The organism is Seonamhaeicola sp. MEBiC01930, assembly GCF_045277075.1.
In the GTDB taxonomy this organism is placed as follows: domain Bacteria; phylum Bacteroidota; class Bacteroidia; order Flavobacteriales; family Flavobacteriaceae; genus Seonamhaeicola.
The window spans coordinates 41,214-54,652 of sequence record NZ_CP104270.1 but is presented as its reverse complement, the minus strand read 5'-3'; the positions used below and the strand labels follow the sequence as shown (position 1 = coordinate 54,652).

Here is a 13,439-nt window from a genome sequence, read left to right as displayed (position 1 = left end):
AGGATAAAAAGGATGTAAACTAATATTTTGACTTAAAAATATTAAAGTATAGTGGAAGATACCAACATTGGAAATTTCAATAGCCATTTAATATTCTTCACCTTATATAGTTTAAGATTATACACATTTTGTTACATTAATTATAAATTGTCAACAACTTGTTCAGTTATTTTTTCATGATAAAAAGATGAAATACTTTTAAATTTGAGTCTTAGAATGGTAAATAGTGAAATTAAAAAAACACTAGGAATCCATGTGCCGTATACCCGACCGCCTATGCCTGGTGCGGCCATATTTACAACAAAAACTAGAATTAAAGTACTAATAACTGCAGTTCTCCAATTGCCCTTTGGGAACCATTTTGAAAAAGAAAGCCTCAAGGCACTTATAAAGTAAAATAACAATAAAATCAATCCAATAATACCGTTATTAACAAAAGCAGACATAAAAGAATTATGTGCGTTAATAGCTCCTTTAAAGACAGAAGCCTCCAAAAGGTTAACCTCCCCTGCAGAAAATCCATATCCCAAAATAGGTTTTTGAACGCCCTTTTCATATAAATACGACCAAACCTTATCTCTGCCAGAAGAATCTTCAAGGCCGATCGAATCTCTTCCATAAAATAAGCTATTCAATAAAAATTCATCAATTCCAACAGCAAAAAAAAGAAGGGATAAAATTAAAAAAATGAGGAGTAAAATAATTATATTTCTATCAGTACCAAATACTAAACCTAAGCTTCCTATGGCAACCCCAAAATAAATTTTATTTGATAAACCTAATAGGGCGAACACCAATATCAAAAATTTAAGATATTTTTTATCAATTAAAAAAATGAAAAAGAAAAAAAACAATGGGAAAAATAGGCGACTAGCGGTAAAAGGATAAAGTAAATAGCCAAAACCTATAAGTTTAATCTTCAAGAAAATATTAATAGTTAAATTCCAAAGTGCGTAAAAAACGACCCATTTCACAATATATTGCAAATCATATTTAATAACCAGATTGACAATAACATTGGTTATCAACAAAATAAAAACTAGGCATTCAAAGGATCTATAAAAGCTTAAAATAGGACTAGAACTCCAAATAGCACTGAAAAACCCTAAAAAAGTAAAGGTTAGCAAATATGTTGTTGGTTTAATAAATAAGATTTTTTTAAAAAGACTAACTCTTTTTTTTATTTGATTAATCGAGACAATAAAACAAATGACAATATAAATTATTTGGATACCAGCAGCGACATCTACTGATTCTGCTTGATCCAATGTCCTGCCCCTTATGATTACCATAATTAAAACCGGGTACATTAATAATAGAAGTCCAGATAATCCAGTTGCCCGAAGGTATTTTGAAAGTTTAATTAACATTATTGTGTTTAACTTGATTAATAGCCTTTAAAATACTTTTAGACGCTTCCAATGGCGAGAAGTTTGATATTATTTCTTTAGAAGCAACCCCAAGCTCCTTTAGGTAATTACAATGATAACTCTTCTCTAAATTTGACAAAAAATCCACTTGATCTAATGGATCGAACACCCATCCATTTTTTTCTGTGATATACTCCGGATAACATCCATTATAAATTGAGCACAAAATGGGGAGACCAGCAGCCATAGCCTCAGGGACTACTAATGACCAATTATCCTCTAAAGTGGGCATAACGAAGACATCTGCCGATTTGTACAAATGAGAAAGTTTCTCATATTCTATTTTTCCTAAGAATACGACGTTTTTTAATTCCATTTCTTCAATTTTTAACTCATATTTTTCCCTATCAGGCCCGTCCCCAATAAGAAATAATTTCACCTTTTTGCGCTTTTGAAAGTTATTCCAGCAAAAAAGTAATTCATTTATGCCCTTTGCATCAACCAAACGTCCTACATATATATATATTAAAGTATTTAGATCATCAACTTTATCAATGAAATAGTCCTTTTTAACATTGGATTTGTCGATATTAAACGTATCAATATCTGCAACCATATGTCCGTATGTAACTTTTTTTAAGTCGAATCCCAAACTTTGTACATAATCTGAACATAATTTACCGGTACAACAAATCATATCGATCCATTTAATAGCCACCTTTCTATAAAATACACGAAACCATTGGGCGTTTCTTTCTGTATGATGAGTTCGTTCATAGCACATCACATGTGGTGTTTTATAAAAAAATCTAAGCCAAAGAGCCGCATAAGTCCATTGAAAAAAACCATCTGAAATAATGATATCTGGCTTTTCCATTTTAATTCTTTTAATTAAGCCTTTTTGAATTGGTATTCGCAATCCTTTATTAGCCCATTTATTGGTTGTATCTTTATTTCCTATTGTAAGTTCACCTTTTAAGCCTATACAACTATCACCCAATTCAGCTTTCGCTTTTTCAACCACTCTATTTGGCACATAGTCTTCATTAAATATTAATTTAAACTGTCCTTTATTTAATGCTTTCAATTCTTTATAGACTGGAATTCTATAATCTAAAAAGGATCGTGTTACCCAAACTATTTTCATTAAAAATCTTTTAAACGTTCTTTGAAAAATAGTATACCTTTAACAATTGCCCAAGAAAAATGACCATATTTTTCTCCAAAACGAAGAAGTGTAGTCATTTTGCCTTTTGGAAAGGATAATCCATATTTTTTAATAATATGTTTAGAATCAGCCGAATGCCCACCCAATAATTTATTATGGGCATAGCCTAAAGCCACTCTACCACGAACTATTTCAAAATATTTCAATTCGACATTAAGGATTCTTACCAATATTCTTTTCTCCCATTCTTCAACATCTGGACATAATTTTCTACGAATTTTATATTTCTTATTCCATCCTGATTTCTTAGCATGAATTCTAGAGTTCCCAACCCATAAGGGTTCTGGAATAAACGCCCATTTGCCATATGTGGCTATAAGCCCCCAGTATTCTAAATCTTGACTTACACGTAAATTGGGGTTTTGGTAACCTACTTCTCTTATAGTTGACATTCTTATCATTGCTGTACCCGTTCTAATATGATCATGCTGCGCCCAAATTTTATAGAAATTGTCAATTATAAATGGTTTTTTTCTGAAAAGATCTTTTGGATGAATTACGGAAGATCCATTCGCATATATGGTTCTCTGTGCGGTATTTACAGCTATCACATCGGCGTTGTTCTCGAGATAATCATAGCATGTTTTAAGAAAACCTGGTTCCCAATAATCGTCGGCATCTAAAAATACGAGATATTTGCCTTTAGCCATTTTTATGCCTTTATTCCTAGCAGCTCCTTGACCTTGGTTTTCTTGATATAAATAAACTACTTTTTCTTCATAGTCTTGAACCACAGAAGGCGTACCGTCTGTAGATCCATCATCAACTATTATTATTTCGTAATCTTTAAACGTTTGCTTGAAAATACTATCTAGAGTTTCTCCTATAGATAGTGCCTTGTTATATGCAGGTATAACTATTGAAATCTTACTCATTTATTTTCTTTTTAGGGTAAAGACGTTTTAGGTCCTTTGCAGAAATTCCCGATAATTCATTATGGATATTAATCTTTCTTTCTATAATATAAGTTGCAGGAATTAAATAATCAAAAGTGTCAATATTCGCTATTTTCTTGGCAGGCACACCTCCAATGGCAATATTAGTTTCATTAAAAGTTTTATTGACAACGGCGTTTGCACCAACAGCTATTCCATCTGCCAAAACAATTTTACCGAACAGCTTTGCACCAGGACCGATATAACAATTATCCCCTATGATTGGTGCTTGATCATCATATCCCGCTTCTGTTCCAATATTAACACAAGTATGAAGTCTACAATTTGCACCAATTCTACTACCTCCATTAATTATGATTGTTCCTGCATGAGCAATAGATAATCCTGGACCAAAAACATTTATAGGAATACTGAAACCGAGTTTACTTGATAACCGTTTGAACTTAAGCTTTAAAAAAAAACGATATACCTTTGATATAATTCCTTTTTTACAATTGGTATAATATTCTAATATTCTTAATGTTTTTTGAAATTCCCAAATATTGGGATAAAGAATACCTTTAATTTTAGCAGATATCTTCTCTTTTTTTGGCCTAGATTTGGCTATTCTATCTGCCTCTAAATAATAAATAAAATCTTTCTTTGATTTAATCATTTTTTTAATTTATTCCTACTAAAACTTGTGTTAAGTCAATAATTGGCTGTCTAATAATTTTTTGGACATTATATTTGCTACAGTTCTATCAGCTCCTGACAATTTATGTTGCAATCTTGGTGCAGTTGATAAAATATTTGCATCCTTTATTCCGTATAGTGAAATCAAACTTGTACTTGTGCAGGAGACATATAAATGCACTTCTAAATCGTTCGCAATAATTTCAATAGGCCAGTATCTACTGTAATATTGGTTTAAATTAATTATCTCATTAAATTCCTTCTCTAAATCTTGTAAAAAGGGCTTTTGGTTTTTAGGATGTTCTTTCCATATAATATGATAACCTTCTGCATTTAAATGTCTACATATAAATTTATATTCATCAACCTCTTCCTCCCTTGTTATAGCACCAGACTCTGAAAAATATTGACCAAGAATCAGACAAATAGGACCGTTACAAGGTATATATTTATTCTTTTGTATTAAAATTTTGGACACTTGCTTTTTTAAGTCGGTCCAATCTACTTTTGTATACTTTACCGCTTGATTCTTGTTACCTCCATATTTGGAGAATAGGGTATATTTATTTTTATAGCTAAAACTAGGGAAAGGTTCTATTTTTAGTGATAAGACATTACGAGTCCAATTTGTCAATTTATTAAAATATAGTAAAAACCTCTTTTTGATAAACGAGGGAGAATTAATATATTTACTAAAGGTGTTTGGGGCGGCACAGGATCCTAGACCGTCATCAAAAAGAACTATTCTTGCTGAAGAAAATATTTTTGAGAATTGGAGTTCAATAGGAGCGTAGGGCATGCTTAACCAAATTTCTTTCACCCTTTTAACAAATAAACTTTTAATAAACGACTTTTTGTTAGTGTTTTGGTAAAAACCAAGGTCGTCCAACCAAATAATTTTAGACCAGCTCCAAGTTTTGTTAGCAATTGTTTCTGTTATTTTTTTTCTTTCCTTTGAAATTTGCTCTCCTCTTATAATTAAAACATCACTTTCTACACATTTGTAATTTCTTTGGCTTTTTAATAATGCAGCACTAAGAAATAATATTTGAGAAGAACCAGAAACTATAAACAGACGTAAATCGTTATTTGATTGGTTGTTCATATTTTTTGGTTAGTTCAACAATCTTTTTGTTTTGTCCAAAATTATCTCCAGTATGCACTATAATATCATGTATATAATTATTAATTTTAGTTTTATATTTTAATCTAATCTTTCGCTTTAGCTTTTCTCCCTTTTTCGAAATTAAATTAGCATTAATTGATTTTTTTCTGAAATTAGGGTTTCCCATTTCAATAAAGAATACTTTTACTTTTAGATGGTAATTATGCATTGCTTCTATTTTTTTTTCAACTTTCCATTCTGCGATATCATCTATTTTATAAATTTCTCTTACAAACCTATAAAAATCGCTATCATCAAATTCTAAATCATAAGTTCGTTTAATAGTTAAGTCTAAATCTTTTTCTATATCATCTACAAATGTCATTGCAGGGGGCCAAATGATAACAGGAAAATAAATACCTTGCTCAAAAAAAAGGTTAGATTCCTTTTTATTTATTAATGAAATTTCCTTTTGTGAAAAATTATATTGTTTTAATAGTAAAGAAGAAAAATCAATTTTATGACCAAAACTATGAATATCAACAGAGACTTCTTCTACATTGTTTATTAGAGCAGCCGCCATTCTGTGAGATCCATCTAGCAATCTAAAATTGGAATCTACTTTTATTGGATAGGATTTGTCATAGCCATTTTCTTTCATGTTGTTGTAAACACCATCCAAAGAGTCACTAATCTTATTTTTAAATGGTTTTTCTTTGTATCGCATCTTCATCAACTTTAAATAAAGCTGTATGCCTTCATTATTTTTGGAAATAAATTTGTCTTCCATGGCTAAAAACCTAATTATGATGTCTTTTCTAATAAAACTTTTGTTGTCATATTGAAATGCTAAAAGAAATTGAGGGCTCATATTTATTACAATGGAATTGCTTATTTCATTACCAATATTATAAAAATTAATGGCCTTAATAGGAAACAGAAGCATTCGTTTTATTAATACGAAACCTTTATAAATATGTTTTTTCATTTTATTTTAAACTGAGTTAGAAAAGATTGGTTTATACCTTGTTTGTTCATTAGGTTAAAATCGATCTCATTTTTATGTTCTTTAATAAAACTTAAATGATACTTTTTATTTGTGTTCTCAATATAGGTTTTGGCTCTAACTACGAGTTCATATTTCATTTCTGGGGTTTTAATACCTTTTAAAAGACGATGTTTCTTTATGCTATCATGCCAAAAGGTGTTATTTTCCTGATCATATATATTAATATCAAATAGTAAATTTGAGATATTACAAAACTGATATCTAATTCGAATATTTTTATCTGATTGAATAATTTTTGCCTTGAGCTTTTTATTTAAGTTGACCTCTAATATTTTATTTTTGATTTTATAAACAAATTCAGGTGTTGTATATATATCTAAATCGGAGCCTATTTTATATTGTTTGGGAAAATTATCATGAATTTTTGGAGAGTCAAATTTAACCATGACGTATTCCATATCATATATTCCATCGAAAACCTCTTTTACATTAACCCTATATTTTGCTGAAAATTTACCTAGAACAGATTGATAAATGTTCATTAAAAATAGAAATATTGGATAATAACTTACCTTCATTTTAAAACAAACAATTTGTCTTTTAAGACATTTAAAACGGACTTAAATTTAATTTTGTCTTCTTTTAAACTGAACAGATAAATAAAAATCACTAAGAAGATATATCCTGTTAAAACTATTAAAATTAAATCGGTATAGGTTTCTGGAACCATTGTATACTGCATAAAAACCCAATAAAATGATGACAGAATTCCAGGGACTACACCCGGTATGAAGCCATATTTTAAAATTTCTCTAAATTTTACATTTAACTTGTGTTTTGCAAAAAAAGTAATTACAAATAATTCACCAATAATATTAACTACTGCAATTGAAATAGCTAACTCAATAAGTGACAGTTTTAAGACAAGTAACAAATAAATCATTAATGCCACATTAATTAACTGTATTAAAAGCATTCTTATGGCAAGTTCTTTTTGCTTGTTCATAGCAGCCGATATTTGAGGCAACATGGCGTTAAGCATTTGAAAAGGAATTATAGACATTAATGCTATGATAACAAAAACTGCATCCATATAGGATTCTCCTGCATATAAATTTACAAATTCACCAGAAAAAATAATAAATGGAAATACTATAAAACTAGTGAGCCAAAGTGCTAATCTAGATCCTTTTAAATAGGTGTTATTTAGCCGTTGAAACTGTTTTTTACTATACATTGCAATTAAAGGGGCACCTATACTAGATCTAATGGGTTCCCAAACTTGTAAGGTTTGCCGGCTAACAAACCTACCAATATTGAAATTAGCAACATCACCACTTGTGCCAAATTTGTTTAAAAGGAACAAGGCTGAAAAGTTGCGTAAATATCTAGATAATAAAATAATACTATTCCAGCTGCCAAATGAAAATATTTTACCAACAAAGCTTTTATCAAAACTCCCAATTGAAAAGTTAATCTGTGGAATTAATTTTTTACTATAAAAAATTCTTATCATTAGAGCTAATAGTAACCCAATGCAATTTACAACAACCAACCATAGGGCTTTTGTACTTACTGCAAATAAAAGGGTGAAAAGTAGTGAGATTTTAAAAACCTCAATTGAAAGATCAATGATATTTTTAAAAACTAATTTTTGGGTAATATGCAAACCAAGTCCAAAAGGGGTGAAAATGAAGTTCACCACAAATGTAACTACGATTAATGAAAACATTATTTGGGCATCAAACATTAGTTTAGGTTCAATATTTAGAATCCTATCCATATATACTAATACCGGTAATGAGATGATCAAAATTAGTATGCCAATAGCAAGATGAGCTAAAACAGAAGTTGATAAAACCTTATTCATTTTACCGTAATTTTTCTGAGTATATTCAAAAACCATATATCTAGAACTTGCACCTACCAAGGCTGAGGTTATAAAGGGCAACAAAAAAACAAAAGAGCTAATTATAGCGTAAATGGCATATTCATCTGATGAGATTCTTTTCAATAAGAATTGTTGTACCCAAATAAAAACAGTAATACTTAATAATTTGGTAACCCCCATGCTAATAGAGTTAACAAAAACAAGGCTTTTGCTTATGGGGTTGGTATTATCTGTATCTATTTTAAAATGATTCAAGAACTTGGAATGATAAATGTTAAAACCTTAGAATATTAATAAATTCTCTAACAACGCCTTCACCTCCTTTTTTCGACAACTGAATTATTCCAGGTATATTTTTTATTTTAGGAAGCGCATTTGCGGGACACGCTGCTATTCCTACAGCAGACAATAGTTCAAAACAGTTAATGTCATCTCCAATATATGCAACTTGCTTGAGGGAAATATTCTCGATTTCACAGATGTTTTTTACAGAAGACAATTTACCACCATGTTTTTTTCCTTGATACAAATAATCAACTTTTAATTTTTCTGCTCGTTTTGAAACAATAGCGGTGTCTTCTGATGTTACTATGGCTGTTTTTACACCGGCTTCACGTAGTATTTGGAAGGCCATACCATCATGAGTGTTGAATTTTTTTAATTCATCTCCGGTCTCCGTATAATACATACCAGCATCCGTTAAAACACCATCTACATCTGTAACGAATAGCTTTATATTTGTTTCTTTATTGGGTTTAAGAACGAATTTATTCATCAATGATTCCCCCACAATCCAATCCTCTTCCTCATCGATTTCTAAAGATGTGAATTCAGGCATTTCATGAATACCTACACGTCCTGATAATCTGTTTTTGTGTTTTAAAATATTTTCAACAGAATTGATATAAAAAGCGCCATTCTCTAATAGTTCTCCATTAAAGTCTTGCCTTCTAGGTCTTTTATTGAAGTCATAGTTTTTTGGAGTACCGTTCTCATTCCAAAAAAATCTTTTGATTCTTACACAAGATAAAATGGAATCATATAAATTCTCATGATATTTAGTTAATGCTTCCGAAAAATCATAGGAAATTGTTAAAGGTGAAGTTGCTTGTACCAACATAAAAACGTCCTTTATATTTTTAGGATTTCTTTCTAAGTATTCAAGCATCACACTTTCTGTAGAAGAATCATCTAAAGCATTAGCAGGCGATCTATCGTAAACTTTTACCTTATTAAAATTGAATCCTTCAACCACATCTTTAATCCTTTGAGAATCTGTGGCAACAATAATCTCATCAACTTGATTGGTTTTTTGAAGTTCACTAAGGGTCCAATAAATCAATGGTTTTCCACAAAAATATTTTATATTTTTATCAGGAATTCCTTTACTACCACCTCTTGCTGGAATGAATGCTATGGTCATTTTAGTTATCTTTTCTGTACTTGAGTTTTTCTCGTTGGACTTTTTCAATATCCAAAATTTCCCTTTCTTTATAGGTTAATGCTTTAGATGTTGCTTTTAAGTCTCTAACCAATTTTCTCAGACCGGACGGCTCCAAAGAAGCTGAATGATCAGTTCCTTTCCAGGTTCTATCAAGTGTATAATGTCTTTCTATAACGGTTGCTCCTAATGTAAATGCTGCTACATCTATGGCAATACCAAGATGATGCCCTGAAAAACCAATCTCTTTAACCCTATGGGCATATCTTTCTTTGAGGTTTAAAATTTCTAGAAGTGAAACATCTTCAAAAGGGACAGGGTAACCAGATACACAGTTATAAACTATTAAATCTTTGGTCCTATCAAATTTTTCGAATAACTCAATGATGCTCTCAATTTCGTTCAAATAAGTCATTCCAGTAGAGACATGAATATCGCCTTTATAGTTTTTTGCCAACCACTCTAGCATTTCAAAATTATTATTGCATGCAGAAGGTATTTTCAAAAATTCAGGGTTCAATGAGGCCATTTCTTTAGCGGAAGTTAAATCCCAAACTGAAGTTGAATAAGTGATACCAATTTCATTACAATATGCCATCAATTCTTTATTTTGTTCTATGTTAAACTCTAAAAATTCTCGATGGGCACCATAGCTGTCTCCATAAGAATTGACAGGGTTAGGGTGTGGAGCATTATACTGTTCCTCTGTTAATAATTCCTTATTATTCCTCTTTTGGAATTTTACGGCATCAACATTGCAAAATATTTTTGCAACTCTAATTAATTCCTTTGCTATTTCAAGATCTCCCTTGTGATTACATCCAATTTCCGCAATTACATAAGGCTCTTTTCTTTGACTCATAATATTTTATTTATAATTTTTTTATTCTTAATCATTCAATTTTGTGATAGGATTTAAACCAATCTACAAACTTCTGGACACCTTCCTCAATTTTCGTGGTACTTTTATAACCTAAATCTTCAAGTTCAGAGAGATCAGCCCATGTTTGTGATACATCACCATCCTGCATGGGAAGATATTCTTTAATGGCGTCTATACCCAAACTCTTTTCAATTGACTTAATGAAGTTCATTAACGATTGAGGACTACCATTCCCTATATTCGAAATTCTATATGCAGGTTTTGCATCCTTTTTTTGTGGTGGGTTATGCATGAATAATTCAATTCCGCTTATAATATCATCTATATAAGTAAAATCACGGCTCATATTTCCGTTGTTAAATACTTTAATAAAGTTTCTTTCTGAAATAGCTTTGGCAAACATATAAATAGCCATATCTGGTCGTCCCCAAGGACCATAAACAGTAAACAAACGTATTCCAGTAGTTGGAATGTTATACAAATGGCTATATGTATATGCCATTAATTCGTTACTTTTTTTAGTAGCAGCATACAAACTAATTGGATGATCTACTTTATCTTGGGGGGTAAAAGGTACTTCCTTGTTTTCGCCATATACACTAGAACTACTTGCGTATAATAAGTGCTTGATTTTGTTATGTCTACAACATTCTAATATATTAAAAAAACCAATCACGTTACTACTTACATAAACATCGGGATTTTCAATACTATAACGCACTCCTGCTTGCGCTGCTAGATTACAAACAATATCGAAATTCTGATTTTTAAAAAGTTTTGCTAATTCAATTTTATCCTCCAAATTCATTCTTATAAAATGGAAATTTTCTCCAAAAGAATGACTCTTGGTTAATTTTAAAAAAGGTTTAGCATTATTTTTTGAAATCCCTAATTCATTAAGTCGGGCGTACTTTAAATTAACATCATAATAATCATTAATGTTATCTAACCCAATAATACTATGCCCTTGTTCTAATAAGGTTTTACATAAATGAAAACCTATAAATCCAGCAGCGCCAGTGACTAATATTTGCATTTAATTATTTATCATTTTGAAGATTCTAAACCCTTTTTCTTCCCAATTATCACTTTTCTTATAATATTTTTATTTTTTAATAAAGGAAAAAATACTCTATACACATTAATTAGCAAATTCAATTTTTAAATTATTTTATTTTATTTTTTTTTAAAGTATTTTCATTTGCCAAAAACCATTCATAAGTACTTTGAGTTCCTTTACTCAATTCAATTTCAGCTTTCCATCCTAAAGCGTTCATTTTAGATACATCCATAAGTTTACGTGGCGTTCCATCAGGTTTTGAATCATCCCATACAATTTCGCCTTTATGACCTACTGTTTCCTGTACTATTTTTGCTAAATCTTTAATGGTGACATCTATACCTGTACCAACATTATATAAATGCTCTGGAAGGTCATTTTCAACAGCATAAATAACCGCCTTAGCAAGGTCATCCACGTGCAGAAATTCCCGCATAGGGCTACCTGTACCCCATAAAGTGACTGGAGCATTATTATTTGATTTGGCTTCATGAAACTTCCGAATCATAGCTGGTAAAACATGAGACGATTGTAATTCAAAATTATCATGAGGCCCATATAAATTAGTTGGCATTAAGCTTACAAAGTCTTTATTATATTGATCTCTTAATGCTTTACATAGTCGTACACCAGAAATCTTTGCTATGGCATAACCATCGTTAGTAGGTTCTAATGGTCCTGTAAGTAGATAGGATTCTTTTAAAGGTTGAGGAGCCAATTTAGGATAAATACAAGAACTACCTAAAAACACAAATTTCTCAACGTTGGATTTATGAGCAGCGTCAATTAAATTATTTTGAATTTGCATATTTTCTATGAGAAATTCAAATTGGTATTTGCTATTAGCCAAAATACCGCCAACTTTTGCAGCAGCATCTATTATAATATCAGGTTTTTCTTTACTTATGAAATCACTAACTGCTTTTTGATTGCGTAAATCTAAATCTTTACTAGGTTTTCCTATTAAGTTAGAATAACCTTGTGCATCAAGAGCCCTCCAAATAGCGGAACCAACCATTCCTCTATGACCTGCTATGTATATTTTTGAATCTTTATTCATAATTTTAATTCCTTTATCCTCACAATTGTCTTTATACAATGATTGCTTCAAATACCAAATTTATTGTTAACGAAAACCACAATATGTTAGGTTTAGACCCAGTATTGTAAATTACTGTTTGCTTATCTATAATTAGAAAGTCCTCTTTTTTTGAGCCAATAAAAAGCATTTAATGAACTACTAAATGATTTTCCATTTTATATTTTTCCCACAGCTCCGCTCTCTCAGTCACATTAGAAACTAAGTATTATATAAGGTTAAAAAAATACTTTAATCAGATTAAATTTCTGTTTAAAGTAATTTTCATTTCTAAATCCAGTAGTAACAACTGGATTCTGTTTTTATTTATTTCTTGAACAATACCTTTTTTTCCTTCAAAAGGTCCTGCTTTAATATTTATATAATCACCTGGTTGCAGGCTTTCAATATGGGCAATGACATTATCATTGCTTAACCAATTTTGCATTAATTCAATTTCCTTGTCTCGAACAATAGCTGGATTACCCATCCAAAAGAGGTATCTTAGAACTCCTGGAACCTGAAATACTATATTGTGTTGGCTCTCTTCCAATTGGACAAAAACATAAGAATTAATTAAAGGAACCTGAACTTTTTTTTTTCTATCAGACCACTGATGAACTTCTGTAATTAGTGGGCAGTACGCTTTGATTCCAAGTTTTAAAAGCGATGACATCACCTTTTTTTCATTTCTGGATTTGACATATAGAACTTTCCAATCCATAATTTAATCTAAAAAAAAATCAAAATTCTCAATGTTAATTAACCTGTTATAATTCAAGTCTTTGTTATTTTTTACCACA

Annotated in this window: 13 protein-coding genes; all 13 read right to left on the bottom strand. The window is 30.5% G+C overall.

Going from position 1 to position 13,439, the window contains the following annotated elements; all coding sequences use genetic code 11:
• Positions 1-140: 140 nt before the first annotated feature.
• Positions 141-1,370: an O-antigen ligase family protein gene (locus tag N1F78_RS00275; RefSeq protein WP_406684199.1), complete on the bottom strand. Its 1,230-nt coding sequence runs from the start codon at positions 1,368-1,370 to the stop codon at positions 141-143.
• Positions 1,360-2,517, bottom strand: coding sequence for a glycosyltransferase family 4 protein (locus N1F78_RS00270; RefSeq protein ID WP_406684198.1), 1,158 nt, complete (start codon positions 2,515-2,517; stop codon positions 1,360-1,362). The genes N1F78_RS00275 and N1F78_RS00270 overlap by 11 nt, the downstream gene beginning before the upstream one ends.
• Positions 2,517-3,473 (bottom strand): glycosyltransferase family 2 protein, encoded by a 957-nt coding sequence (locus N1F78_RS00265; RefSeq protein WP_406684197.1) that lies wholly within the window; start codon positions 3,471-3,473, stop codon positions 2,517-2,519. Before N1F78_RS00265 ends, N1F78_RS00270 begins: the two co-directional genes overlap by 1 nt.
• Positions 3,466-4,149 carry a serine O-acetyltransferase gene (locus N1F78_RS00260; protein WP_406684196.1) on the bottom strand — a complete coding sequence of 228 codons (684 nt, stop codon included), beginning with the start codon at positions 4,147-4,149 and terminating at the stop codon, positions 3,466-3,468. Before N1F78_RS00260 ends, N1F78_RS00265 begins: the two co-directional genes overlap by 8 nt.
• Before the next feature lie 30 nt (positions 4,150-4,179).
• A complete protein-coding gene (locus N1F78_RS00255; RefSeq protein ID WP_406684195.1) occupies positions 4,180-5,274 on the bottom strand; it encodes a polysialyltransferase family glycosyltransferase in 1,095 nt (364 codons plus the stop codon).
• Positions 5,255-6,262, bottom strand: coding sequence for a hypothetical protein (locus tag N1F78_RS00250; protein ID WP_406684194.1), 1,008 nt, complete (start codon positions 6,260-6,262; stop codon positions 5,255-5,257). The genes N1F78_RS00255 and N1F78_RS00250 overlap by 20 nt, the downstream gene beginning before the upstream one ends.
• A complete protein-coding gene (locus N1F78_RS00245) occupies positions 6,259-6,825 on the bottom strand; it encodes a hypothetical protein (protein ID WP_406684193.1) in 567 nt (188 codons plus the stop codon). Before N1F78_RS00245 ends, N1F78_RS00250 begins: the two co-directional genes overlap by 4 nt.
• 32 nt (positions 6,826-6,857) lie before the next feature.
• Positions 6,858-8,429 carry a hypothetical protein gene (locus N1F78_RS00240; RefSeq protein ID WP_406684192.1) on the bottom strand — a complete coding sequence of 524 codons (1,572 nt, stop codon included), beginning with the start codon at positions 8,427-8,429 and terminating at the stop codon, positions 6,858-6,860.
• Between the two features lie 19 nt (positions 8,430-8,448).
• Positions 8,449-9,597 carry a cytidylyltransferase domain-containing protein gene (locus tag N1F78_RS00235; protein WP_406684191.1) on the bottom strand — a complete coding sequence of 383 codons (1,149 nt, stop codon included), beginning with the start codon at positions 9,595-9,597 and terminating at the stop codon, positions 8,449-8,451.
• Position 9,598: 1 nt separating this feature from the next.
• Positions 9,599-10,477: an N-acetylneuraminate synthase family protein gene (locus N1F78_RS00230; protein WP_406684190.1), complete on the bottom strand. Its 879-nt coding sequence runs from the start codon at positions 10,475-10,477 to the stop codon at positions 9,599-9,601.
• Between the two features lie 31 nt (positions 10,478-10,508).
• A complete protein-coding gene (locus N1F78_RS00225; protein ID WP_406684189.1) occupies positions 10,509-11,534 on the bottom strand; it encodes an NAD-dependent epimerase/dehydratase family protein in 1,026 nt (341 codons plus the stop codon).
• Positions 11,535-11,664: 130 nt separating this feature from the next.
• Positions 11,665-12,618 carry a GDP-L-fucose synthase family protein gene (locus N1F78_RS00220; protein ID WP_406684188.1) on the bottom strand — a complete coding sequence of 318 codons (954 nt, stop codon included), beginning with the start codon at positions 12,616-12,618 and terminating at the stop codon, positions 11,665-11,667.
• Between the two features lie 274 nt (positions 12,619-12,892).
• Positions 12,893-13,360 carry a UpxY family transcription antiterminator gene (locus tag N1F78_RS00215; protein WP_406684187.1) on the bottom strand — a complete coding sequence of 156 codons (468 nt, stop codon included), beginning with the start codon at positions 13,358-13,360 and terminating at the stop codon, positions 12,893-12,895.
• Positions 13,361-13,439: the final 79 nt, after the last annotated feature.